We start from the raw sequence: 24,610 nt of genomic DNA on the forward strand, positions 1-24,610 counted from the left end.
ATGATCGGGAGGGTGCCGGGTGCCCCCGCAGGAGGAGACGACGCGATGACCGACGCCAGGACCGACGCCAGGACCGACGCGGCGAGCGAGGGCGGGGGCGACGTGGCCCCCGAGCCGGGGAGGCACGCGGCCGCCCCCGTGGGACGGCGCCGGGTGGAGCCGCGCTACGCGCGGACGTGGCTGCTGGTGCCGGCCACCGCCCCGGAGCGCTTCGACGCCGCGGTGCGCTCGCGCGCGGACCAGGTGGTGCTCGACGTGGAGGACGCGGTGGACCCGACGCGCAAGGCGTCGGCGCGCGGGGACGTGCGGCGCTGGCTGGAGGGCGGCGGGCAGGCGTGGGTGCGCATCAACGACCGCTCCACGCCGTACTGGGCGGGGGACGTGGAGGAGCTGCGCGGCGCGCCGGGGCTGCTGGGGGTGGTGCTGGCCAAGACGGAGTCCGCCGAGCACGTGGGCGACACGTGGGCGGCGCTCGGGGAGTCCACGCCCGTGGTGGCCCTGGTGGAGTCGGCCCTCGGCATCGAGGAGGCCCGCTCGATCGCGTGCGCGCGGGGGGTGTTCCGCCTGGCGTTCGGCAGCGGGGACTACCGCCGGGACACGGGGGCCAGCGCGGACGACCTGGCGATGGCGTACCCGCGCAGCCGGCTGGTGACGGCGAGCCGGATCGGGGACCTCACCGGCCCGGTGGACGGCCCGACGGTGGGCGGCGGCCTGCCGGAGCTGCGGGAGCAGTCGGCGGTGGGGGTGTCGCTGGGGATGACGGGCAAGCTGTGCCTGGACCCGGCGCAGGCCCCGGTGATCAACGAGGTGATGAGCCCGACGGGCACGGACGCGCTGTGGGCGACGGAGGTGCTGCGGGACTTCGAGGAGCGCGGCGGGGTGGTGCGCGACGGCAGCGACCTGCCGCGCATCGGGCGGGCCCGGCGGATCCTGGTGCTGGCGGAGGCCTTCGGGGTCGTCCCGGCCTGAGCGGGGCGGCGGCCGGCGGAGCGGTCGCGCCGCGGCCGCTCTCAGCGCTCCCCGCGCAGGAGCGGGGGGTGCAGCAGGGCCGCGGGGCCGCGCCGGTACAGCTGCGCGGGGCGCCCGCCGTCACGGGTGGTGGTGCGGCCGGTGGGCTCGAGGAACCCGGCCGCGCCGGTGACCTTGCGGTGGAAGTTGCGGGCGTCGGGCGCGGCGCCCCAGACGGCCTCGTAGACGCGGCGCAGCTCGGCGACGGTGAACTCCGGCGGGCAGAACGCGGCGGCGAGCGGGGTGTACTCCAGCTTGGCGCGGGCGCGCTCCAGGCCGTCGCGCAGCAGCCGGGCGTGGTCGAAGGCGAGCGGTGCGGCCAGGGCGTCGGCGACGGGCACCCAGCGGGCGGCGGCGGCGTCGCTGCCGGCGGTGGGGGCGGGCAGGTCGGGGGCCAGCGCGAGGTAGCAGACGGTCACGACGCGCATGCGCGGATCGCGCCCGGGGTCGCCGTAGCTGGCGAGCTGCTCCAGGTGGACGGTGCCGGCGGGCAGGCCGGTCTCCTCGGCGAGCTCGCGGGCGGCGGCGCCGGGCAGGTCCTCGTCGGGGCGCAGGAAACCGCCGGGCAGGGCGGCGGCGCCGGCGTGGGGTTCCTCGCCGCGCTCCACGAGCAGCGCGCTCAGGACGGCCCCGCGCAGGGAGAGCACGACGAGGTCGACGGTGACCGCGACGGGCGGGAAGCGGGAGGGGTCGTAACCGGGGCTGTGCACACCGGCACCCTACCCGGATCGCGTCAAGTTGACGACAAGTGCGGCTCCCATTTATCGTCATGGTGACGAAAGGAGGCCGTCATGGCCGACATCACCCGCTACCCGTTCCTGCGGCACCTGCGCGGCACCCCCACCACCCACGTGCGGCACCTGCGCCGCGGGCGCCTGGCCCACTCCGGCACCGGGCAGTCGTTCTGGTTCCGCCCGCTGAGCGCGGTCCTCTCGGAGGTGCCCGTCGACGACCGGGAGCTGCCGCTGCTCTTCCACGCCCGCACCGCCGACTTCCAGGACGTCACCGTGCAAACCACCGTCACCTTCCGCGTCGCCGACCCGGCGCTGGCCGCCGCCCGCGTGGACTTCTCCGTGGACCCCGCCACCGGCCGCTGGCGCGGGGAGCCGCTGCAGCAGCTCGCGGGCCTGCTCACCGAGGCCGCCCAGCAGCACGCCCTGGACCTCCTGGCCCGGATGCCGCTGCGGGAGGTGCTCCTGACCGGGCTCAGCGCTGCGCGGGAGCGCATCGCGGCCGGGCTCACCGGGGACGCGCGCCTGGCGCAGACCGGCATCGAGGTCGTCGACGCCCGCGTGGTGGCCGTGCGCCCCACCCCGGAGGTGGAGAAGGCCCTGCAGACCCCGGCGCGCGAGCAGCTCCAGCAGGAGGCCGACCGCGCGACGTACGAGCGGCGCGCCACGGCCGTCGAGCGCGAACGCGCCATCAGCGAGAACGAGCTGCAGAGCCGCATCGAGCTGGCCCGCCGCGAGGAGCAGCTCGTCGTCCAGCGCGGCGCCAACAACCGCCGCACCGCGGAGGAGGCCGCGGCCGCCGGCGCGGTGCAGACCGCCGCGGAGGCCGGGCGCACCGAGGTGCTGGCCCGCGCGCAGGCCGCGGCGCGCCGGGTGACCGGGGAGGCCGAGGCCGCCGCGGAGGCCGCCCGCACCGCCGCGTACTCCGGCGCCTCCCCCGAGCTGCTGCTGGCCCTGGCCGCGCGGGAGCTGGCGCAGAACCTGCCGAGCATCGGCAGCCTCACGCTCTCGCCGGACCTGCTCTCCCCCGTCCTGGCGCGCCTGGCCACCGGTGGGCGGCAGCCGTGAGCCTGGCCCCGCGGGTGGTCCTGGTGCACCGGCGCACCGAGCTGGAGGAGCTGCTCGCCCGGCACGGCAGCCGCGGGCAGGCCGGCTTCTTCCTCGCCTCCCGCGGCCGCGACCTCGCCGACCCGGACGCCGGCGCCGAGCGGCAGCGCGCGGCGATGGCGGCGGTGGGCGCCGCGGTCCCGCTGGACTGGCACCGGGCCACCGTGGAGCGCGCGGACCTGCCCTCCTTCCTCTTCGGCCCCGAGGACGTCGTCGTGGTGGTCGGGCAGGACGGGCTGGTGGCCAACGCCGCCAAGTACCTCCACGGGCAGGTGGTGGTGGGCATCGACCCCGCCCCCGGGCACAACGCCGGGGTCCTGGTGCGCCACCGGCCGCAGGACGCCGCCGCGCTGCTGCGGCGGGCGGTGGCGGCGCGCTCGGCACCGGAGGGGCTGCAGCGGCGCACGATGGTCGTGGCGCGCACCGACGACGGGCAGGAGCTGCACGCCCTCAACGAGCTGTACGCCGGGCACCGCGGCCACCAGACGAGCCGCTACACCCTCACCCTGCCCGGAGGGCGCACGGAGCGGCAGGCCTCCAGCGGGGTGCTCGTCGGCACGGGCACGGGGGCCAGCGGCTGGTGCGCCTCGGTGGCCGGCGAGCGGCGCCTCGGTGGGCTGCCCGGCCCGTCCGAGCGGCGCCTGGCGTGGTTCGTGCGGGAGGCGTGGCCCTCCCCCGGATCGGGCACGTCCCTGACCGCCGGCGTCCTCGCGGAGGGTGAGGAGCTCGTCCTCGACGTGCGCGGGGAGGACCTCGTCGTCTTCGGCGACGGGATGGAGGCCGACCACCTCGCCCTGGCGTGGGGGCAGCGCCTGACGCTGACGGCGGGCCCGCGCACGCTGGACCTGCTGACCTGAGGAACCCCCGCGGGGCCGCGGCCCGGAGCGACCGCGGCACGCGCAGGGGGCCCGAGGGCTCAGGGGGCTCGGGGGCTCAGGTGGTGGAGACGATGCTCGTGAGGTCGATGACGGTGGCGTCCAGGACGGCGGTGTCGCCGCGGGTGGCGCCCGCGCCCCGGGCGGTGACGTCGAGGTAGGCCGCGCCGTCCTCCACCGCCAGGACCCGGCCCGTGTAGGACTCCCCGCCCGCCAGGTGCACCGTCAGCTCGGGGGAGCCGGCGGGGTCGACGCGGTGGTCCTCGGCGGCGTCGCGCAACCGCTGGACGATTCCGGACTGCATGACACCCTCCCCGGGGCCGGTGGCGCTGAACCTGCACTGTGCCGCACCGCCCGCCCGTCGTGGGCGACGAACAGGTGAACTTTCACCGCGGGCGCACGACGCCCCCCGTGCCGGCGGGCACGGGGGGCGGTGCGGCACGCCGCTGCGGGTCAGAGGCCGGCCTTGAAGAGCAGGCGGTTCGGGCTCGCGGAGACGTTGCGCACCACGTTCGGCGTGGCGCCGGCCACGATCCACTGGTTCACCGTGGAGGAGGCGGCGTCCCCGTTGGCGCCCTTGTACAGGGCCATCACGCCGGCCACGTGCGGGCTGGCCATCGAGGTGCCGCTGATCGTGCTCGTGCCGCCGTTGGACCAGGCGGAGGTGATGCCCACACCGGGGGCGAAGGTCTCCACGCAGCTGCCGTAGTTGGAGAACGAGGCGCGGGTGTCGCTCCGGTCGGAGGCCGCCACCGTCACCACCCCGCTCGCCGAGGCCGGCGAGACCCGGCAGGCGTCCTGGTTCTCGTTGCCCGCCGCGACGGCCGTGGCCACGCCCGCGTTCACCAGCCGCGTCACCGCGCTGTTGACGGCGCTGGAGTAGCCGCCGCCGAGGGAGAGGTTCGCCACGGCCGGCTTGGCGTGGTAGCGGGCGACCCAGTCGATGCCGGCGATGATCCCGGAGTAGCTGCCCGAGCCCTTGCAGTCCAGCACCCTGACCCCGCGCAGCTGCACGCCCTTGGCCACGCCGTACGTGCTGCCGCCGATGGTCCCGGCGACGTGGGTGCCGTGACCGTTGCAGTCCGCGCCGTTGCCGCCGAACGCGTCGAACACGTTGCGCGCCCGGCCGCCGAAGTCCGCGTGCCCGGCCGCGATGCCGGTGTCGACGACGTAGGCGGTGACGCCGGAGGCGGTGGTGCCGTACGTGTAGCCGCCCGAGAGCGGCAGGGCGCGCTGGTCGATGCGGTCCAGGCCGTACAGCCCGCCCGAGGGGTTGACGTTCTGGGTGGCCTGCGCCTGCACGGTGGCGTCCTGCTCGATCGCGGCGACGGAGGCGTTGCGCTGCAGCGCGCGCAGCTGCCCGGCGTTGAGGTCCGCGGCGAAACCGTTGAGCGCCGCGTCGTAGACGAACCGCGGGGAGACCTGCAGCGCGCGGGCCAGGCCCCTGGGCTCTGCGCCCTCGTGCAGGGTGACGATGTAGCGCCCCGGCAGGGCCCGCTCGCCGGCGGCGGCCACCCGCACCTCCGCCGGCGCGGCGGCGGCGGGGACGGCGGTGCCCGCGAGCACGGTCGCGGCGGCCGCGAAGGGGACGGCCAGTGCGGTCCGGATCACGTGTTCCCTCATCTCCTCGTGGCCGGGCGCGCGGCCCGGCCGGTGCCCCGCCGCGGCCTCGCGCGGCGGTGGGCGGCGCGACGGGGTGGGGTGCGGCACGGTTGCTCCCGGCAAGCGATTGCCGCGCGAACGGTAGCCACGCCCCCCGCGGGCGTCAACCACGCCACCCGCGGATCCACCTCTCCCCACGCACGACGGCGGCGCTCCCACGCGGGGAGCGCCGCCGTCGTCGGGCGCCGGGTCAGAGCCCGTTGCTGAACAGCAACCGGTTCGGGGTTCCCGTGCGGTTGCTGCCGATCACGTTCGGCGTCGCGTTCGCCACGACCCACTCGTTCACCGCGGAGGACGGCGCATCGCCCCTGCCCGCCTTGTACAGGGCCATCACACCCGCGACGTGCGGGCTCGCCATCGAGGTGCCGCTGGCCGAGCGCGTGCCGCCGTTCAGCCACGCGGAGGTGATGGCGACGCCGGGGGCGTAGGTCTCCACGCAGCCGCCGTAGTTCGAGAAGGAGGCACGGGTGTCGTAGCGGTCCGACGCGGCGACGGTGACGACGCCGGTGGCCGAGGCCGGGGAGACGTTGCAGGCGTCCCGGTTCTCGTTGCCCGCGGCGACGGCCAGCGCCACGCCGGCGCCGGCGAGGTTCGACGCGGCGGTGTTGATGGCGCTGGAGCGGCCGGCGCCGAGGGACATGTTCGCCACGGCGGGCTTGACGTGGTTGGCCCGCAGCCAGTCCATCGCGGCGACGATGCCGCTGCCGGGGCCGGTCCCGTCGCAGCCGAGGACCCGCAGGCCGCGCAGCTGCACGCCCTTGGCGACGCCGTGGGTGGTGCCGCCGATGGTCCCGGCGACGTGCGTGCCGTGACCGTTGCAGTCCGTTCCGTTGCCGCCGAGGGAGTCGTAGACGTTGGTGGCGCGGCCGCCGAAGTCGGGGTGGCCGGTGGCGATCCCGGTGTCGATCACGTACGCGGTGACGCCGGAGGCCGTGGTGCCGTAGGTGTAGGTCCGCGAGAGCGGGAGGGTGCGCTGGTCGATGCGGTCCAGACCGTACAGACCGGTGGTGGTGATGGGCTGGGTGTCGTCGGCCCGGACCTGCTGGTCCTCCTCGATCGCGGCGACGGAGGGGTTGCGCTGCAGCGCGCGCAGCTGCCCGGCGTTCAGCCCGGCGGCGAAACCGTCCAGCACCTCGGAGTAGACGAAGCGCGGGGAGACCTGCATCGCGCGGGCGAGGCCACGGGCGTCCGTCCCGTCCTTCAACGTGACGATGTACTGCCCCTCGATTGCGCGGGCGCCGGCCGCGGTGACCCGCACCCCGGGCTCGGCGGCGGAGGCGGGCGCGGCGGTCGCGGCGAGCGCGAGCACGACGGCGGCGACGGGGACGGCGGTGGCGGTGCGGATCACGGATGCCTCTTTCCGGCGGGAGGGTTGAGCGCCTGGGGAGGGTGCACCCGCGCCGGAACCGGGCGCGCGGCAGTACGCGGACGGGACGGCACGGGGATCGCCGCGCTTCGTGAGGCGGCACCACTCACCGTAGGGAGGGTTCGCGGCCCGGGTCAACCGGAGCAGCGCTGCCCCGACGGTTCCCCGGAACCCCGCGAGCCACGACACCGGTTTCCCGCGGAGCCCGGCACCGCGGCACCGGTTTCCGCGCAGACCGGAACCCGGTGCCGGGTGCGGGCCGCCGTCAGCCCGCCCGGCGGCGGCGGCGCGGGGGCGTGGTCGCCGTGCCGAGCAGTTCCGCGAGGAACCGGCCGGTGTGGCTGTCCGGGTTCGCCGCGACGTCCTCCGGGGTGCCCTCCGCCACGACCGTCCCGCCGCCCGAGCCGCCCTCGGGGCCCATGTCCACGATCCAGTCCGAGCTCTTGATGACGTCGAGGTTGTGCTCGATCACCAGGACGCTGTTCCCCTTGTCCACCAGGCCCTGCACGACGCCGAGGAGCTTGCGGATGTCCTCGAAGTGCAGGCCGGTGGTCGGCTCGTCGAGCACGTAGACCGTGCGGCCGTTGGAGCGCTTCTGCAGCTCGCTGGCCAGTTTCACCCGCTGCGCCTCGCCCCCGGAGAGCGTCGTGGCCGGCTGGCCGAGGCGCACGTACCCCAGCCCGACCTCCGTCAGCGTCGCCATGTACCGCGAGATCGCCGGGACGGCGGCGAAGAACTCCTTGGCCTCCTCGATCGGCATGTCGAGGACCTCGGCGATCGTCCTGCCCTTGAAGTGCACCTCGAGGGTCTCGCGGTTGTACCGCGCCCCGTGGCACACCTCGCACGGCACGTACACGTCCGGCAGGAAGTTCATCTCGATCTTCAGGGTGCCGTCGCCCGCGCACGCCTCGCAGCGCCCGCCCTTGACGTTGAAGGAGAACCGGCCCGGCTGGTAACCGCGCAGCTTGGACTCCGGCGCGGAGGCGAACAGCTTGCGGATGTGGTCGAACACCCCCGTGTACGTCGCGGGGTTGCTGCGGGGGGTGCGGCCGATGGGGCTCTGGTCGACGTGCACGACCTTGTCGAGGTGCTCCAGCCCCTTGACGGACTTGTGCCGGCCGGGCACGCGGCGCGCCCCGTTCAGCTTGTTCGCCAGGACCGTGAACAGGATGTCGTTCACCAGGGTCGACTTGCCCGAGCCCGACACCCCCGTCACCGCCACGAGGCAGCCCAGCGGGAACGACACGTCGATGCCGCGCAGGTTGTTCTCCCGCGCGCCCGTGACCACCAGTTCCCGCGCCGGGTCCACCGGGCGGCGCTCGGCGGGCACGGGGATGCTGCGCGCCCCCGAGAGGTACTGGCCCGTGAGGGACTCCTCGCTCGCCAGCAGCCCCTCGACCGGACCGGCGTAGACGACCTGACCACCCCGCTCCCCCGCGCCCGGCCCGAAGTCCACGACCCAGTCCGCCACGCGCACGGTGTCCTCGTCGTGCTCGACGACGATGAGGGTGTTGCCCAGGTCCCGCAGCCGCGTGAGGGTGTCGATCAGGCGGCGGTTGTCCCGCTGGTGCAGGCCGATGGACGGCTCGTCCAGCACGTACAGCACCCCCACCAGGCCCGAGCCGATCTGGGTGGCCAGGCGGATGCGCTGGGCCTCCCCGCCGGAGAGGGTCCCGGCGGGGCGGTCCAGGGAGAGGTAGTCCAGGCCGACGTCGAGGAGGAACCCGAGCCGGGCCTGGACCTCCTTGAGGACCTGCGCGGCGATCTGCCGCTCGCGGCGGGAGAGCTCCACCTCGCCGAGGAACTTGGCGCAGTCCGCGATGGGCAGGCGGCACAGCTCGGAGATCGACAGGCCGCCGACGCGCACGGCGAGGGAGGCGGGCTTGAGCCGCGCGCCCTGGCACGCCGGGCACGGCACCTCGCGCATGTACCCCTCGTACCGCTCGCGGCTGAGGTCGGACTCGGTCTCCGCGTGGCGGCGCTGCACGAAGGGGATGACGCCCTCGAAGCCGGTGGAGTACTGCCGCTCGCGGCCCCAGCGGTTCTTGTAGCGGACCTGCACCTCGTGGTCCTTGCCGAACATCAGGGCGTCGCGGGCGCGCTTGGGCAGCGCCCGCCACGGGGTGTCCAGGGAGAAGGCGAGCTGCTCGGCGAGCGCCCCCATGATCCGCTGGAAGTAGTCCGTGGAGGTGGTGGCCCACGGCGCGATCGCGCCCTCGGCGAGGGAGAGGTCCTCGTCGGGCACGACGAGCTCGGGGTCCACCTCCAGGCGGGTGCCGATGCCGGTGCACTCCGGGCAGGCCCCGAAGGGGGAGTTGAAGGAGAAGGTGCGCGGCTCGATCTCGTCGACGTCGAGGGGGTGCTCGTTGGGGCAGGCCATCCGCTCGGAGAAGCGCCGCTCCCCCTCGGGGGAGTCGTCGCCCACGAGGTCGGCGACGACCACGCCGTTCGCGAGCACCAGGGCCGTCTCCACCGAGTCGGTCAGGCGCCGCTTGACGCCCTCCTTGGCGACGAGGCGGTCCACGACGACCTCGATGGTGTGCTTGAGCTTCTTCTCCAGCACCGGCGGCTCGTCGAGGCTGACGACCTGCCCGTCGACGCGGGCGCGCGCGAAGCCCTTGGACTGCAGCTCGCGGAAGAGCTCGGCGTACTCGCCCTTGCGGGCGCGCACCACGGGCGCCAGGACCTGGTAGCGGGTGCCCGCGGGCAGCTCGAGGAGCTGGTCGACGATCTGCTGGGGCGTCTGGCGGCCCACGGGCTCCCCGCAGGTGGGGCAGTGCGGCTTGCCCGCCCGCGCGTACAGCAGCCGCAGGTAGTCGTAGACCTCGGTGATCGTGCCGACCGTGGAGCGCGGGTTGCGCGAGGTGGACTTCTGGTCGATGGACACCGCCGGGGACAGGCCCTCGATGAAGTCCACGTCGGGCTTGTCCATCTGCCCGAGGAACTGCCGCGCGTAGGCGGAGAGCGACTCCACGTACCGGCGCTGGCCCTCGGCGAAGATCGTGTCGAAGGCCAGGGAGGACTTGCCGGAGCCGGACAGGCCCGTGAAGACGACGAGGCTGTTGCGCGGCAGCTCGACGGAGACGTCCTTGAGGTTGTGCTCCCGGGCGCCGCGCACGACGAGGCGGTCGGCGTCGGGGTGCGCCGCGGGGATCCGGGCAGGACTGGGCGCAGAGCTGCGAGGGGCCACATCGTCATGCTAGGTGCCGCCTCCGACACCACCGTGCCACGCCCGCACGGGGACGGGGCCGCACGGGGACGGGGGCCGCACCGGGACGGGGGCCGCACCGGGACGGGGGCCGCACCGGGACGGGGGCCGCACGGGGCGGCGGCTAGCGTGCGGGCGTGGACCCGCTCACCCCCGCCCCCGGCCCCGCGCCCGGCGGGACGCCCGACCTGCCCGGCGCGCGGCTGCGCGCGCTGCACGTCTCGGCGATGGACAACGTCTGCTACCTGCTCACCTGCACCCGCACCGGCGAGACCCTGCTCGTCGACGCCGCGGACGAGGCGCCCACCCTGCTCGCCGCCCTCGCGCAGGCCCCCGGCACGCGCCTGACCCAGGTGGTCACCACGCACGCGCACTGGGACCACCACCGGGCGCTGCCCCAGGTGCTGGCCGCGACGGGTGCGGACAGCGCCGCGGGCGCCGCCGACGCCGGCGACCTGCCCGTCCCGCCCAGCCGGCTGCTCGCCCACGGCGAGGAGCTCACCGTGGGCGAGCTGCGCCTGGAGGTGCTCGCCCTGCGCGGGCACACCCCCGGATCGGTGGCGCTGCTGCTGGCCCCGCCCGGGCACGCGCCGCAGCTGTTCACCGGCGACAGCCTCTTCCCCGGCGGGCCGGGCAGGACCCGCTCGCCGGAGGCCTTCGCCTCCCTGGTGGGCGACCTGGAGGAGCGCGTCTTCGCGCGGCTGCCCGACGACACCGTCGTGCTCCCCGGCCACGGCCTGCCCACCACCCTGGGCGCGGAGCGACCCCACCTGGCGCGGTGGCGGGCCCGCGGCTGGTGAGACGCGCCCGGCTTCCGCGGAACGGCCCGGGTAGTTGAACGGGAGTCGTATCATGGTCACCATGAGCGATGAGACGGGCACCGCGTCAGCAGGCAGCACCCGCTGGCTCGACCTGGACGAGCAGCACACCTGGCGCGCCTTCCTGTCCGCCACGCAGCTGCTCATGGACCGCCTCGACCGCCAGCTCCAGCACGAGGCGGGCATCGTGCACACGTACTACGAGATGCTGGTGCGGCTCTCCGAGGCGCCGGAGCGCTCGCTGCGGATGAGCGAGCTGGCGGCGAACTCGCTGTCCTCCCGCAGCCGCGTCTCCCACGCCGTGGCCCGCATGGAGGAACGTGGCTGGGTGCGGCGCGAGAGCTGCCCCACCGACGGGCGGGGCCTCGTGGCGGTCCTCACCGACACCGGTTTCGCGGCCCTGGCCGCCGCCGCGCCCGGGCACGTGGAGTGCGTGCGCGAGAACCTCTTCGACCGGCTCGACGCCGAGCAGGTCAAGCACCTGCGCGAGATCAGCGAGTCGCTCCTGGAGCACCTGACCGCCACCGGCGCGGTCTCCCCCGTGCCGATGGTGGACGCGCCGCAGGAGGTCTGAGGCAGCGCCTGATCAGGTGCCCGCGGCGACCCGCCCGGCGCCGGCACCGCTCAGGGCGCCGGAGGCCACCGGCCGCCCGGTGAGCAGCAGGAGCAGCGCCGGGAGCGGCCCGCGCACCTCCGCGCCCTCCCCGGCCGCCCAGTCGGCGTCCGTGGCCACGAGGCGCAGGCCGCGCAGCCGGCGGCGCGCGCGGAACGGCCAGTCCATCGCCCACACCCTGTCCGCCGCCGCGAGCGCGGTGGGCGTGGGGACGGGGTGTGCCCGGCCCAGCGGGACGGCGATGTCCTGCCCGTGGACGAGCACGTCGACGAGCGGCTCGAGGTCACCGACGCCGGGGGCCCTGCGCCGCGAGCCGGCCATGGCCCGCAGCCGTCGGGGGAACTCGTCCACGGGGAGCGCGGCCTGCCGGCGCGCCGTGTCCCGGATCATCCGGTTCATGCGCCCGCCCGCCCGCGCGAGCTCGCCGACCGCCCGCAGCGGGCCCATCTGCGCGAGCGTCAGGTGCGCGGCGACGTCGCGCACGGTCCAGTCCGCACAGAGCGAGGGCGCCTGCCACTCGCGCACCGACAGGTCGTCGAGCAGGTCCGCCAGGGCCGCCCGCTCGGCGTCGATCCGGCGCCACACCTCGTCCCGCTCCATCGCGGACCTCCCGGCTCGCATGTCGTAAGATTCTCTGACTATCGTCGTCCGGGCACCGCGCGCCGTCAAGAGCGCCGGCTCCCCATCCCCCACCGGGCCCGTCCGTCCCCACCGGGCCCGTCCCCACCGAGGAGCCGCATGCCGACAGGACCGAGCCGCGAGGCTCCGCTGGGGCTGCTGTGCCACCTCCCTGCCCGCGCCATGGAGGCCAGGGTCCTCGCCGCGCTCGCGGCCGCCGGGTTCGACGACCTGACCGCCGCGCAGGGCCGCGTGTTCGCGCGCATCGACCCGGAGGGCACCCGGCTGACCGGCCTCGCCGAACGTGCCCTCGTGACGAAGCAGACGGCGGGGTTCCTCGTGGACCAGCTCGAGCGGGCCGGCTACGTCGAGCGCGTGCCCGACCCCGCCGACCGCAGGGCACGGCTGGTGCGGATCGCCGAGCGGGGCCGGGCCGCGGTGGACGTGGCGCGCGCCACCGAGGCGCAGGTGGAGGCGGAGTGGTCCCGGTTCTTGGGTGCGGAGGACGTCGCCGCGCTCCGCCGTGGGCTCACGCGCCTGCGAGAGATCACCGACCCCTACCTGCACCCCGCCGCGCCCGGGCGCGCCCCCGGGACCTGACGCCGGCGCGCGCCGCTCAGACCTTCTGCGCCGCCTGCATCCCGCGCAGCTCCTTCTTCAGGTCCCCGATCTCGTCGCGCAGCCGCGCCGCCAGCTCGAACTGCAGCTCCGCGGCCGCGGCGTGCATCTGCTCGCTGAGCTGCTGGATCAGGTCGGCCAGCTCCGTCTGCGGCAGGGACAGCGCCGCGCGGCGGCCGTCGTCCCCGCCGCCCCGGCCCTTGCCCGGCACCGGGGCCTTGCCGCGCGACTGCTGCCGCCCCGCGCCGCCGAGCAGGGTCGCGGTGTCGGCGTCCTCCCGCGCGATGAGGTCGGTGATGTCGGCGATCTTCTTGCGCAGCGGCATCGGGTCCACCCCGCGCTCGCGGTTGTAGGCGACCTGCTTCTCCCGCCGCCGGTTCGTCTCCTCGATGGCGTGCGCCATCGAGGCGGTGATGCGGTCGGCGTACATGTGCACCTGGCCCGACACGTTGCGCGCCGCGCGGCCGATCGTCTGGATCAGGGAGGTGCCCGAGCGCAGGAAACCCTCCTTGTCGGCGTCGAGGATCGCCACCAGCGACACCTCGGGCAGGTCCAGGCCCTCGCGCAGCAGGTTGATGCCCACGAGGACGTCGTACTCCCCCTGGCGCAGCTCCCGCAGCAGCTCCACCCGGCGCAGGGTGTCGATGTCGGAGTGCAGGTAGCGCACCCGCACGCCCTGCTCCAGCAGGTAGTCGGTGAGGTCCTCGGCCATCTTCTTCGTCAGCGTCGTCACCAGGACCCGCTCGTCGCGCTCGGCGCGCTCGCGGACCTCGTGGAGCAGGTCGTCGATCTGCCCCTTGGTGGGCTTGACCACGACCTCGGGGTCGATCAGGCCGGTGGGCCGGATGATCTGCTCCACCACGCCGTCGCCCTTGGACAGCTCGTACGGGCCGGGGGTGGCGGAGAGGTAGACGGTCTGACCGACGCGCTCGAGGAACTCCTCCCAGCGCAGCGGGCGGTTGTCCATCGCCGAGGGCAGCCGGAAGCCGTGGTCCACCAGGGTTCGCTTGCGGGACATGTCGCCCTCGTACATGGCGCCGATCTGCGGCACGGTGACGTGCGACTCGTCGATCACGAGGAGGAAGTCCTCGGGGAAGTAGTCCAGCAGGGTGTTGGCGGCGGTGCCGGGCCCGCGCCCGTCGAAGTGGCGGGAGTAGTTCTCCACGCCCGAGCAGCTCCCGACCTGGCGGAGCATCTCGATGTCGTAGGTGGTGCGCATGCGCAGGCGCTGGGCCTCCAGCAGCTTGCCCTGCCGCTCCAGCTCGGGCAGCCGCTGCCCCAGCTCCTCCTCGATCAGGCCGATGGCGCGCTCCAGCCGCTCGGGGCCGGCGACGTAGTGGGAGGCGGGGAAGACGTAGACGTGCTGCTCGTCGCGCAGGATCTCCCCCGTCAGGGGCTGCAGCGTGTAGAGGCGGTCGATCTCGTCACCGAAGAACTCGATGCGGATCGCGTGCTCCTCGTACATCGGGATGATCTCGACGGTGTCGCCCCGCACCCGGAACGTGCCGCGGGTGAAGGAGATGTCGTTGCGGGTGTACTGCATCTCCACGAAGCGGCGCAGCAGCTCGTCGCGGTCCATGCTCTGCCCCACCTCCAGGGCCACCATGCGGTCCACGTACTCCTGCGGGGTGCCGAGGCCGTAAATGCAGGACACCGACGCGACCACGACGACGTCGCGGCGGGTGAGGAGGGAGTTCGTCGCCGAGTGCCGCAGCCGCTCGACCTCTTCGTTGATCGCCGAGTCCTTCTCGATGTACGTGTCCGTCTGGGCGATGTACGCCTCGGGCTGGTAGTAGTCGTAGTAGGAGACGAAGTACTCCACCGCGTTGTGCGGCAGCAGCTCGCGGAACTCGTTGGCCAGCTGGGCGGCGAGGGTCTTGTTCGGCGCCATGACCAGGGTGGGGCGCTGCACCTGCTCGATGAGCCACGCCGTCGTCGCCGACTTGCCCGTGCCCGTCGCCCCGAGCAGCACCACGTCCTGCTCCCCCGCGTTGATCCGCCGGGCCAGCTCGGCGATCGCGGCGGGCTGGTCCCCGGAGGGGGAGAAGTCGGAGACGACCTGGAACGGGGCGAGGGAGCGCTTGATGTCGGTCGTGGGCCGCATGGGCACCACAGTAGGCGCCGCCTGCGACACCCACCCGCGACGACCGGAGCGCGGGCTCAGCCGCCCGGCGGCTGCCAGCCCTCCCGGCGCGCCCACTCCTCCGCGAGCGGGTGTGCGACCTCGGTGAACCACGGCTCCTTCGCATCGGCGTACTCCCCGGTGTCCGTGCTGCGCGCGGCCAGCTCCACCTTCAGCGCGGCGTAGCCGGCGCGGGCGGCGGCGTCGGCGCGCAGCCAGTCGCGGAACAGCAGCGCCCAGCGCCAGCCGGGCGAGCCGTGCACCCGCACGTGCAGGTGCACGGGTCGCGCCGGGTCGGCGCCGCCGTGGTAGCGCTTGCGCCACCGCGCCGGGTCGGTCTCCGGCGGCTTCGGGGTGTCCCACCACTCCCCCGGCGCGCGGGGGAAGCCGGCCGCGGCGAGGGCGTCGGCCACCGCGTCCGCCGCCTCCAGGGACGGCACGGCCAGCTGCAGGTCGAGGACGTCCTTGGCGGGCAGCCCGGCGACGGCGGTGGAGCCGACGTGCTCCACGCCCCGGCAGGCACCGCCCGCGGCCCGGGCCACGCGCGCACCCGCGCGGGCGGCCTCGGCGGCCCAGCGCGGCGTGGAGGGCACCAGCGCCAGGGGCGGGCCGTGGACGCGCCGGCGCAGGCGCAGGTTCTCCTCGAACGGCAGCAGGCGCCGCCGCCAGAGCTCCTCCACCCGCTCCAGCAGGTCCGCGGGGGTGCCGGTGTTGTCCAGCACCGCGTCCGCAGCGGCCAGGCGCGCGGCGTCGTCGGCCTGCGCGGCGAGCCGGGCGGTGGCCTGCCCGGGGTCCATGCCGCGGTCGGCCACGAGCCGGCGCAGCCGCTCGGCCCGCTCGGCGTGGACCACGACGACGAGGTGGTACTCCGCGCCCATCCCGTTCTCCACCAGCAGCGGCACGTCCTCCACGACGACGGCCCCGGGGGCGGCGGCCGCGGCCAGCTCGGCGCGGCGCGCGGCCACCAGCGGGTGCACGATCGCGTTGAGCCGCAGGCGCCGCTCCTCGTCGCCGAAGACGAGCCGCCCCAGGGCGGGCCGGTCCAGCTCCCCCGCCGCGGTGAGCACGCCCTCCCCGAACTCGGCGACGACGGCGGCCAGGCCGGCCGTGCCCGCCGCGACGGCCTCGCGCGCCAGCACGTCGGCGTCGACCAGCACCGCGCCCAGCTCCCGCAGCCGCCGCGACGCCGTCGACTTGCCCGCGCCGATCCCGCCCGTCAGCCCCACCCGCAGCACGCCCGCCACCGTAGGGGCACGCCACCGCAGCGGCACGCCACGGCAGCGGCACGCCACGGCCCGCGGCGCGGGCGCGCTCAGGCCCCGGCGGCGGCCGGTGCGTCGCCGGCGGGGCGGGCGGGCAGGTGGCCGACGGAGCCGCCGAGCGGGTCGGCCAGCAGGTCCGTGAACGCCAGCTCGGCCGCCCCGCGGACGGTGGAGTCCCCTCCCAGGGCGGCGGTGCGGACCTGCACCCCCTCCCGCAGGGCGGGCATGACGAGGCGGTCCACCCACGGCATGACGTCGCCGGCGACCTCGTCCCACAGGTCCCGCCACAGGCCGCGGCCCAGGAGGATCAGCTGCGGGTCGAAGACGTTGAAGACGTTCGCCAGCCCGCGGGCGAAGGCCCGCGACAGCTTGTCCCGGGTGCGGCGGGCGGCCACGCCCCCCACCTCCAGTCGGTGCAGGATCTGCGCCGCGATGTCGGGGGCCTGCGCGTCCAGCTCCAGCGGGTCCGCCCAGGCGGCCGCCAGCGCCTCGCTCTCCCAGCACCCCCGGCTCCCGCAGCGGCACGCCCGCCCGGCGGGGTCCACGCTGAGGTGGCCCACCTCCCCGGCGTAGCCGCGGCTGCCCGTCACCGGGTGACCGCCGGAGAGGACGCCCCCGCCCAGGCCGTAGGTGCCGCAGAGGTACACCACGTCCCCGCAGCCCACGGCGGCCCCGCGGCGCTGCTCCCCCAGCAGGCCGAGGTCGGCGTCGTTGGCGACGTGGGTGGCGACCGGTCGCCCGAACACCGCCGCCAGGGACTCCGCCACCATCTGCCGCAGCGGCACCCCGTGCCAGCCCAGGTTGGGCGCCGCCGCCACCAGGCCCGTGCCCGCGTGCACGGTGCCCGGCACGGCCACGGCCGCCCCGACGGGTCCGGCACCGGAGCCGGTGAGCAGCTCCGCCGCCAGCTCCGTCAGCCTGCGGGTGGCGACCTGCGGGGGCACGTCCTCCGCCAGCGGCTCGCGCCGGCGCCCGAGCACCTCCCCGCCCAGGCCCACCCGCAGCACCTCCAGCCCGTGCACGTCCACGTAGGCGGCGACGACGCAGACCCCGCCGGGCCGCGGGCGCACCACCAGCGAGGGGCGCCCCACCTTCCCCGGGGCGGTGTCGGTGGGCCGGTCCTCGGTGAGCAGCCCCGCCTCGGCGAGGCTGCCCACCAGGTCACCGACGGTCGAGCGGTTCAGGCCCAGGGCACGGGTCAGCTCCGCGCGCGTGGTGGCACCCACCTCGTGGACGAGGCCGAGGACCGCGGCGAGGTTGTGCCGCCGCAGGTCCTCCTGCCCTCGTCCCAGTGCCGTGCCGCGCCCGGCCGGCACACCCGCGGGCGCCACGGGTCCCGCGGGCCCTCAGACCGCCGCCGCCGCGCGACGGCGGCGGGAGACGGCGTCGACCGCGGCGGCCAGCAGCAGCACCGCGCCGGTGACGAGGAAGTTGACGTACGCGGCCTGCTGCAGCAGACCCAGGCCGTTGGCGATGACCGCGATGACGAGGCCGCCGATGACGGCGTTGCTCACCTTGCCCTTGCCGCCGAAGAGGCTCGTGCCGCCGATGACGGCCGCCCCCACGCCGAGCAGCAGGGTGTTGCCGCCCCCGGAGCCGGGCGCCACCGAGTTCAGCCGCGAGGCGTCGATGACCCCGGAGAACGCCGCGAGCGTGGAACCGATCATGAAGACGGAGATGCGGATGCGGGTCACCGAGATGCCGGCGCGGCGCGCGGCCTCGGCGTTGCCGCCGACGGCGTAGACGTGGCGGCCGTAGGCGGTGCGGCCCAGCACCAGCGTCAGCACGACCAGCAGCACCGCGATGATCGGCACCGACCACGGGATGCCGGCCAGGACGATGGTCTGCACCCGCGCGCGGTTCTGCGACAGGACCGCCGTCACCGCGAGCAGGACGGCGGCCACCCCCGCGGCGCGCGCCACGACCAGCACGATGTTGTCGCGCGTCAGCCCGCGCCGGCGCTGCCCCGCCCAGCGGCGCAGCGTGAACAGGGCGTAGGCGGCCGAGGCGCCGACGGCCAGCGCCCAGCCGAGCCCGACGGGCACGTTGCCGTTGGCGACGGCCACCACGACGGGGTCGCGCACGCCGATGGTGCCGCCCTCGCCGATCAGCCGCAGGGTGATGCCCTGGATGCCGAGGAAGAACGCCAGGGTCACGACGAACGACGGGATCCCGACCCTGGCCACCAGCACGCCGATCACCGTACCGAGGAGCAGACCCGTCACCAGCGCGGCGGCGATGCCGAGGTACCAGGGCAGGCCGGCGTCGTTGAGCACCAGCGCCATCACGGCGGCCGAGGCGCCGCCGGCGACCCCGGCGGACAGGTCGATGTCACCCAGCAGCAGCACGAACGTCAGGCCCATCGCCAGGACGATGATGGCGGAGGCCTGCACGAGCAGGTTCGCGATGTTCAGCGCGGTGGGGAACGTCTCCGGCCGCAGCGCGGAGAACAGGAGGCACAGCACGACCAGGCCCAGCACCGCGGGCAGGGAGCCGATGTCGCCGCCGCGCAGCCGCGTCAGGTAGGCGCGCAGCCCCTCGCCCAGCGTGGGCTCGCGCGCGGGCTCGGCCATGGGGCTGCCGCCGGAGGCGGTGGCGCGCGCCAGCTCGGCGATGCGCTGGGCCTCGGTGGCGCCGGGTGCCCCGGGCCGGCCGGTCCCGCCGTCGCGGGTGGGGCTGTCCGGTGTGGCGCTCATGGTCTGCTCCTCAGACGGGGACATGCTGTCCGCTCCTCAGACGGGGGCGGACGCGGTGGCGGGGGCGAGGCCGAGGTCGCCGGAGCGCCCGGCGGTGATGAGCTCGACCACCTGGCTGCTGGTGACGTCCTTGGTCCGCACCGTGGCGGCGGAGCGGCCGAGGTAGAGGGCGGTGATGCTGTCGGCGACCTCGAACACGTCGTTGAGGTTGTGGGAGATCAGCACCACGCCGAGGCCGTTGTCCGCCAGGCGCCGCACCAGGTCCAGCACCTGCCGGGTCTGCGCGACCCCGAGGGCGGCGGTGGGCTCGTCGAGGAGGACGACCTTGGAGTTCCACAGCACCGCCTTGGCGATCGCCACGGTCTGGCGCTGCCCGCCGGAGAGGCTGGAGACGAGCTGGCGCACGGAGCGGACGGTGCGCACCGAGAGGCTGGCGAGGGTCTTGCGCGCCATCTCCTCCATGGTCGGCTCGTCGAGCAGGCCGGCCCGCTTCTCCTCGCGGCCGAGGAACATGTTCTGGACGATGTCGAGGTTGTCGCACAGCGCGAGGTCCTGGTAGACGACCTCGATCCCCAGGGTGGAGGCGTCCTTGGGTCCGTGCACCGAGACCGGGCGGCCCTCGAAGAAGTACTCCCCGCCGTCGATGGGGTGGATGCCGGCGATGCACTTGACGAGGGTGGACTTGCCGGCGCCGTTGTCCCCGACGAGGGCGGTGACCTCCCCGGCGTTGACGTCGAGGTCCACGCCGTGCAGGACCTGCACGGCCCCGAAGCGCTTGTCGATCCCGCGCAGGGACAGCAGCGGTGTGCCCGTCCCGGCGGGGGTTTCGTGGGTCATGGGGTTTCTCCTGGCTCGGGGTGCCCGGTCAGCGGCGGGCGCGGTGGGGTCGCGGTCGCGCGACCCGGGTGCGGGTCGTGCGGAGCGGGGCGCGCCGGACACGGCCGCGGCCACCCGGAGGGGCCGCGGCCGTGTGCGGCGGGGCGTCAGGAGATGCCGAGCTCGGTGCAGTGCTTGGCGAAGTCGCCGGTGCAGACCGCCGAGGCCTCCACGAAACCGTCGTCGACGACCTTCTTGACGTTGTCGCGGAAGATGGCCTGCGGCTCCAGGAGGATGGAGGCCACCTGGCGCTTGCCCTCGGAGTCCTCCACCGTGCCGGTGGTCTCGGGCTTCTCGCCCTTGACCAGCGCGATGGCGACCTTCGCGAGGGCGTCGGCCTCCTCGCCGACCGGCTTGTAGACCGTCATGCACTGGGTGCCGGCGAGGATGTTCTGCAGGCCCTGCTCGCTGGCGTCCTGCCCGGTGACCGGCACCTTCCCGGCCAGGCCGTTCTTGGCGAGGATGGAGATGGCGGCGTTGCCGAGGCCGTCGTTGGCGGCGAGGACGCCGTCGACCTGCCCGCCGGCCTGGGTGAGCATCTGCTCGAAGATGGTCGCGGCCTGCTGGTTGTCCCACTCGGGCACGGCCTGCTCGGCGACCTTGGCGTAGTTCGTCATCTTGTCCAGGACGCTGTGCGCGCCCTGGGAGAACAGCGTCGCGTTGTTGTCCGTGGGCGAGCCGTTCAGGTACATGATCTTCTTCTGGCCCTCGCCGAGGCACTTGGCCAGGCCCTTGCCCTGCTCCTCGCCGACGCGGACGTTGTCGAAGGAGATGTAGTAGTCGGCGGAGCCGCCGAGGGTGAGGCGGTCGTAGTCGATCGTCTGGACGCCGTTCTGCTTGGCCTTGGCCTGGATGGCCGCGCCGGAGTCGGAGTCCAGGTTCGCGATCGCGAGGACGGTGACGCCCTCTGTGATCATCTGGTCGGCGATGGTCTGCATGCGCTGGGTGTCGCCCTGCGCGTTCTGGATGTCCGCCTCGACACCGGCCGCCTCGAACGCCTTCTCCAGCGCGGGGCGGTCGAAGGACTCCCAGCGGACGGAGGACTCGGTGTCGGGCAGGATCACGCCGACCTTGCCGGCGTCGCCGGCCGCGCCGGAGGAGGCGGAGCCGGAGGCCGAGGGCTCGGCGTTGCCGGCGGTCCCGGACTCGCCGCCGCAGGCGGTGGTGAGGAGGACGCCCGCCGCAGCCGCGGCGAGGAGGGCAGTGCTGCGCACGCGCATGGATGCTCCTTCGCATCGAACCCCGGCGAGAGCCGCACGAGGTTATGTTGTGCGCGACAACATATGGGTGGCAACCGCTTGCAGTCTCCGCCGTGACGATTCCGTTATCGATTTCCCGCCCGGCCCGTGACGCGGCGGTCCGCGACGCACGAGAGCCCCGACCGGGACCCGGTCGGGGCTCTCGTGGTTCAGCGGCTCACGCCGCCGCGGACGGCTCAGGCGCCGCCGGTGAGCTTCTCGCGCAGGGCGGCCAGCGCCTCGTCGGAGGCCAGGGTGCCCTGGGCCTCGGGCGCCTCGGAGGTGTAGCTCGACGCGCTCGAGGGAGCGGAGGACGAGGACGACGCCGCGGCGGGCTCGCTCTCGCCGGCCTCCTCGCGGGCGGCCTCGGCCTCGGCGGCCTCGGCGACCTGGCGGCGGTGCGCCTCCCAGCGCTCGTGGGCCTGCGCGTACTGCCGCTCCCACTCCTCGCGCTGGGTCTCGTAGCCCTCGAGCCACTCGTTGGTCTCCGGGTCGAAGCCCTCGGGGTACTTGTAGTTGCCCTGCTCGTCGTAGTCGGCGGCCATGCCGTACAGCGAGGGGTCGAACTCCTCGCCGGCGGCGGCGACGGACTCGTTCGCCTGCTTGAGCGAGAGCGAGATCCGGCGGCGCTCCAGGTCGATGTCGATGACCTTGACGAAGATGTCGGAGTTGACCTGGACGACCTGCTCGGGCACCTCGACGTGGCGCTCGGCCAGCTCGGAGATGTGGACCAGGCCCTCGATGCCGTCGTCGACGCGGACGAACGCACCGAACGGGACGAGCTTGGTGACCTTGCCGGGCACGACCTGACCGATGGCGTGGGTCCGGGCGAAGTGCTGCCACGGGTCCTCCTGCGTCGCCTTCAGCGACAGGGAGACCCGCTCGCGGTCCATGTCGACGTCGAGCACCTCGACGGTGACCTCCTGGCCGACCTCGACGACCTCGCTCGGGTGGTCGATGTGCTTCCAGGACAGCTCGGAGACGTGCACGAGACCGTCGACGCCGCCGAGGTCCACGAACGCACCGAAGTTGACGATGGAGGAGACCACGCCGGAGCGGACCTGGCCCTTCTGCAGGGTCTGCAGGAAGGTCTGGCGGACCTCGGACTGGGTCTGCTCCAGCCAGGCGCGGCGGGACAGGACCACGTTGTTGCGGTTCTTGTCCAGCTCGATGATCTTGGCTTCGATCGTCTTGCCGACGTAGGGCTGCAGGTCGCGCACGCGGCGCATCTCCACCAGCGAGGCGGGGAGGAAGCCGCGCAGGCCGATGTCCAGGATGAGACCACCCTTGACGACCTCGATGACGACGCCCTCGACGACCTCGTCGGCCTCCTTCTTGGCCTCGATCGTGCCCCAGGCGCGCTCGTACTGCGCGCGCTTCTTGGACAGGATCAGCCGACCCTCCTTGTCCTCCTTCTGGAGGACCAGGGCCTCGACCTCGTCACCGACGCCGACGACCTCGCTGGGGTCGACGTCGTGCTTGATCGAGAGCTCGCGGGAGGGGATGACGCCCTCCGTCTTGTACCCGATGTCGAGCAGCACCTCGTCGCGGTCGACCTTGACGATCGTCCCGGAGACGATGTCGCCGTCGTTGAAGTACTTGATCGTCGCGTCGACCGCGGCGAGGAAGTCCTCAGCCGATCCGATGTCGTTGATCGCGATCTGAGGGGTCGTACCCGCCGGTGCGGTCGTGGTGGTGGTCATGAAGGAGGGGCTCCGTCGTGGACAGTCGTCGATGGGGGTCGCGCGGGGTGTTCCGCACGGCCGCGAGACCGGTCCGCCGAACCCTCGGGGGAGGACGTGGGCGCGGTGCTCGCACCCTCACCCTACCCGCGGCCCCAGCGGGGGGCAAAGCACCCCCGCACGGACGGGCGCGGTCCCGCCGCCCCCCGGCGGCGGGCAGGATGGGCCGGTGAACGCGCACCGCGGCAGCGACGACGAGGAGCCCGGCGGGATGCCCGGCTCCTCCGGGGAGGGCACGGGGGAGGGCACCTGGGAGGGTGCTGACGCCGTGCTGGGGCCGCAGCCCCGCGTCGGGCGCTGGGCCGTCGACGCGGACACCTCCGCCCGGGCCAACCGCGGCTGGTGGGACGCCGACGCGGCCGGCTACCGCGCCGAGCACGGCGCCTTCCTCGGCACCTCCGACTTCGTCTGGGGACCGGAGGGGCTGCGCGAGGCCGGGGCGCGGCTGCTCGGCGACGTGCGCGGCCTGCGGGTGTTGGAGATCGGCTGCGGCGGGGGGCAGTGCTCCCGCTGGCTGGCCGCGCGGGGCGCGCTCGTGGTGGGCACCGACATCTCCGGCGGGATGCTGCGCGAGGCCCGCGCCCTGGACGCCGCCGCCGGGGTCCGCACGCCGCTGGTGCAGTGCGACGCGCGCCGCCTGCCCCTGGCCGACGCCAGCGTCGACGTGGCGTGCTCGGCGTACGGGGCGCTGCCCTTCGTGGCGGACGTGGGCGAGGTGCTCGCCGAGGTCGCGCGGGTGCTGGTGCCCGGCGGGCTGCTGGCCTTCAGCGTGGCCCACCCGCTGCGCTGGGCGCTGCCCGACGTGCCCGGCCCCGAGGGCCTGGTGGTGCGCTCCTCCTACTTCGACCGCACCCCGTACGTGGAGGCCGACGAGGACGGCGTCGTGCGCTACGTCGAGCACCACCGCACCCTCTCGGACTGGGTGCGGGCGCTGCGGGCCGCGGGGTTCTCGCTGGAGGACCTGGTGGAGCCGGAGTGGCAGGCGGGCGAGGCCGTCTGGGGTGGCTGGAGCCGGCTGCGCGGGGAGCTGGTGCCCGGCACCGCGGTGTTCGTGGCGCGTTCGGCCCGCTGAGGGACCCGCGCTCAAGCCCGGGTCCGCGCCTGCCGATACGGCCGTCACGGGCCGCCCGCACCCTGCGGCGCCCGCACCTCGAGGCGGAAGGCACCTGTGATCACCGACGAGCCGGCGGCGTCCTCTGGCACGGGTGCGTACCACCTGCGCAGGCCCACCCTCGCCGACGCCCGCTCCGCCGTCGCCCGCGCCGTCGGTGCGCAGTGGCGCGAGGAGTGGGACCTGCTGCTGGCCATGACCGGGCTGAGCGGTGCGGAGCGGGGCCGGGAGGACCTCGAGGTCCTCATCGCGGCGATGGAGGCCTCCCTCTGCCCGGCCGTGGCCGTGTGCGCCCGCACGCTGCGGGTGCGCCTGACGACCTGGGAGCAGCTCTCCCGCCAGGTGCCCTCCCCCGGGGGCCCCTCCTCCGCGCCCTCCGCCGGCGCGACGCGCGGCGAGGTGCCCGGCCCGCGCGCGGTGGCGGGCCTGCCCCTGCCGGACGCGGCGAGGCTGGCGACGCAGGCGATGTACGACCTCGACAACCCGGTGCTGCGCCAGCGCCTCGACGAGCTGTCCGCGCGCACCGCCGCGGCGCTGGAGCGGCCCGTGGGGCTGACCACGCTCGTGCTCGACGGTGCGCAGGTCGTGGCCGGCAGCTGCGGGGTGACCGGCTGGATCGCCGAGGCCGGCGGCACGCCCGCGGAGTGGTCCTTCTGCGCCCACGCGGTCTCCAGCGGGGAGCCGTACGTGGTGCCCGACGCCCGCCACGACCCCGTGCAGCGGGAGAACCCGCTGGTCACGGTCGACGGTTTCGCCAGCTACGCGGGGGCGCCCCTGGCCACCGCCGACGGGCACGTCATCGGCGCGCACTGCGTGCTGGACCTGCGCCCGCACGAGCTGGACGAGCGGGAGCTGGGCGTGCTGCGCCGCAACGCCGCCGAGGCCGTGGCGATCCTGGAGGACTTCCGCCTGCTGCGCTGACGCGACCCGCTGCCGCGG

Annotated in this window: 21 protein-coding genes; 8 read left to right on the forward strand and 13 right to left on the reverse strand. The window is 74.9% G+C overall.

Features of this window, described 5'->3' with window-relative positions; all coding sequences use genetic code 11:
• The first annotated feature begins 45 nt into the window (after window positions 1–45).
• A complete protein-coding gene (locus tag ACYQBY_RS02000) occupies window positions 46–969 on the forward strand; it encodes an HpcH/HpaI aldolase/citrate lyase family protein (protein WP_459642127.1) in 924 nt (307 codons plus the stop codon).
• 41 nt (window positions 970–1,010) lie between these two features.
• Here the strand turns inward: ACYQBY_RS02000 and ACYQBY_RS02005 are convergent, their stop codons facing one another.
• Window positions 1,011–1,718: an NUDIX hydrolase gene (locus ACYQBY_RS02005; protein WP_459642128.1), complete on the reverse strand. Its 708-nt coding sequence runs from the start codon at window positions 1,716–1,718 to the stop codon at window positions 1,011–1,013.
• 81 nt (window positions 1,719–1,799) lie between these two features.
• On the opposite strand from ACYQBY_RS02005, the gene ACYQBY_RS02010 reads away from it, so the two are divergent.
• Entirely contained in the window at window positions 1,800–2,807 is a 1,008-nt protein-coding gene (locus ACYQBY_RS02010; RefSeq protein ID WP_459642129.1) for an SPFH domain-containing protein, read from the forward strand.
• Window positions 2,804–3,703: a hypothetical protein gene (locus tag ACYQBY_RS02015; protein ID WP_459642130.1), complete on the forward strand. Its 900-nt coding sequence runs from the start codon at window positions 2,804–2,806 to the stop codon at window positions 3,701–3,703. Before ACYQBY_RS02010 ends, ACYQBY_RS02015 begins: the two co-directional genes overlap by 4 nt.
• 76 nt (window positions 3,704–3,779) lie before the next feature.
• On the opposite strand, the gene ACYQBY_RS02020 is transcribed toward ACYQBY_RS02015, so the two are convergent.
• The 4 genes from ACYQBY_RS02020 to uvrA form a co-directional block, all read right to left on the reverse strand.
• Window positions 3,780–4,025 (reverse strand): hypothetical protein, encoded by a 246-nt coding sequence (locus ACYQBY_RS02020; RefSeq protein WP_459642131.1) that lies wholly within the window; start codon window positions 4,023–4,025, stop codon window positions 3,780–3,782.
• 149 nt (window positions 4,026–4,174) lie between these two features.
• Window positions 4,175–5,332: a S8 family peptidase gene (locus tag ACYQBY_RS02025; RefSeq protein ID WP_459642132.1), complete on the reverse strand. Its 1,158-nt coding sequence runs from the start codon at window positions 5,330–5,332 to the stop codon at window positions 4,175–4,177.
• Window positions 5,333–5,573: 241 nt separating this feature from the next.
• Complete coding sequence (locus ACYQBY_RS02030; protein ID WP_459642133.1) at window positions 5,574–6,731, reverse strand: S8 family peptidase; 1,158 nt, start codon at window positions 6,729–6,731, stop codon at window positions 5,574–5,576.
• A 283-nt stretch (window positions 6,732–7,014) separates the two neighbouring features.
• Window positions 7,015–9,939, reverse strand: coding sequence for an excinuclease ABC subunit UvrA (uvrA, locus tag ACYQBY_RS02035; protein ID WP_459642134.1), 2,925 nt, complete (start codon window positions 9,937–9,939; stop codon window positions 7,015–7,017).
• 155 nt (window positions 9,940–10,094) lie between these two features.
• Between uvrA and ACYQBY_RS02040 the strand changes: the two genes are divergently transcribed.
• Complete coding sequence (locus ACYQBY_RS02040) at window positions 10,095–10,757, forward strand: MBL fold metallo-hydrolase (protein ID WP_459642135.1); 663 nt, start codon at window positions 10,095–10,097, stop codon at window positions 10,755–10,757.
• Between the two features lie 61 nt (window positions 10,758–10,818).
• Window positions 10,819–11,349 carry a MarR family winged helix-turn-helix transcriptional regulator gene (locus ACYQBY_RS02045; RefSeq protein WP_459642136.1) on the forward strand — a complete coding sequence of 177 codons (531 nt, stop codon included), beginning with the start codon at window positions 10,819–10,821 and terminating at the stop codon, window positions 11,347–11,349.
• Between the two features lie 12 nt (window positions 11,350–11,361).
• Here the strand turns inward: ACYQBY_RS02045 and ACYQBY_RS02050 are convergent, their stop codons facing one another.
• Window positions 11,362–12,009, reverse strand: a complete 648-nt coding sequence (locus tag ACYQBY_RS02050; RefSeq protein WP_459642137.1) for a maleylpyruvate isomerase family mycothiol-dependent enzyme — start codon at window positions 12,007–12,009, stop codon at window positions 11,362–11,364.
• A 117-nt stretch (window positions 12,010–12,126) separates the two neighbouring features.
• Between ACYQBY_RS02050 and ACYQBY_RS02055 the strand changes: the two genes are divergently transcribed.
• Entirely contained in the window at window positions 12,127–12,606 is a 480-nt protein-coding gene (locus ACYQBY_RS02055) for a MarR family winged helix-turn-helix transcriptional regulator (protein WP_459642138.1), read from the forward strand.
• A 16-nt stretch (window positions 12,607–12,622) separates the two neighbouring features.
• On the opposite strand, the gene uvrB is transcribed toward ACYQBY_RS02055, so the two are convergent.
• From uvrB to rpsA, 7 genes are all read right to left on the reverse strand, one after another.
• Window positions 12,623–14,728 (reverse strand): excinuclease ABC subunit UvrB, encoded by a 2,106-nt coding sequence (uvrB, locus tag ACYQBY_RS02060; protein WP_459642139.1) that lies wholly within the window; start codon window positions 14,726–14,728, stop codon window positions 12,623–12,625.
• Between the two features lie 56 nt (window positions 14,729–14,784).
• The gene (gene coaE / locus ACYQBY_RS02065) at window positions 14,785–15,981 is read right to left on the reverse strand and encodes a dephospho-CoA kinase (protein WP_459642140.1); all 1,197 of its coding nucleotides are present in this window, start codon (window positions 15,979–15,981) and stop codon (window positions 14,785–14,787) included.
• 77 nt (window positions 15,982–16,058) lie between these two features.
• Window positions 16,059–17,339, reverse strand: coding sequence for an ROK family transcriptional regulator (locus tag ACYQBY_RS02070; RefSeq protein ID WP_459642141.1), 1,281 nt, complete (start codon window positions 17,337–17,339; stop codon window positions 16,059–16,061).
• Between the two features lie 15 nt (window positions 17,340–17,354).
• Window positions 17,355–18,581, reverse strand: a complete 1,227-nt coding sequence (locus ACYQBY_RS02075) for a sugar ABC transporter permease (protein WP_459642444.1) — start codon at window positions 18,579–18,581, stop codon at window positions 17,355–17,357.
• 159 nt (window positions 18,582–18,740) lie between these two features.
• On the reverse strand, window positions 18,741–19,541 hold the full coding sequence (locus ACYQBY_RS02080; RefSeq protein ID WP_459642142.1) for an ATP-binding cassette domain-containing protein: 801 nt from the start codon (window positions 19,539–19,541) through the stop codon (window positions 18,741–18,743).
• Window positions 19,542–19,687: 146 nt separating this feature from the next.
• Window positions 19,688–20,800, reverse strand: coding sequence for a sugar ABC transporter substrate-binding protein (locus tag ACYQBY_RS02085; protein ID WP_459642143.1), 1,113 nt, complete (start codon window positions 20,798–20,800; stop codon window positions 19,688–19,690).
• Window positions 20,801–21,015: 215 nt separating this feature from the next.
• A complete protein-coding gene (rpsA, locus tag ACYQBY_RS02090) occupies window positions 21,016–22,521 on the reverse strand; it encodes a 30S ribosomal protein S1 (RefSeq protein ID WP_459642144.1) in 1,506 nt (501 codons plus the stop codon).
• Window positions 22,522–22,771: 250 nt separating this feature from the next.
• On the opposite strand from rpsA, the gene ACYQBY_RS02095 reads away from it, so the two are divergent.
• Both ACYQBY_RS02095 and ACYQBY_RS02100 read left to right on the forward strand, forming a co-directional pair.
• Window positions 22,772–23,632, forward strand: coding sequence for a class I SAM-dependent methyltransferase (locus ACYQBY_RS02095; RefSeq protein ID WP_459642445.1), 861 nt, complete (start codon window positions 22,772–22,774; stop codon window positions 23,630–23,632).
• A 96-nt stretch (window positions 23,633–23,728) separates the two neighbouring features.
• Entirely contained in the window at window positions 23,729–24,592 is an 864-nt protein-coding gene (locus ACYQBY_RS02100) for a GAF domain-containing protein (RefSeq protein WP_459642145.1), read from the forward strand.
• Window positions 24,593–24,610 lie beyond the last annotated feature (18 nt).

The organism is Kineococcus anabasis (assembly GCF_054590795.1).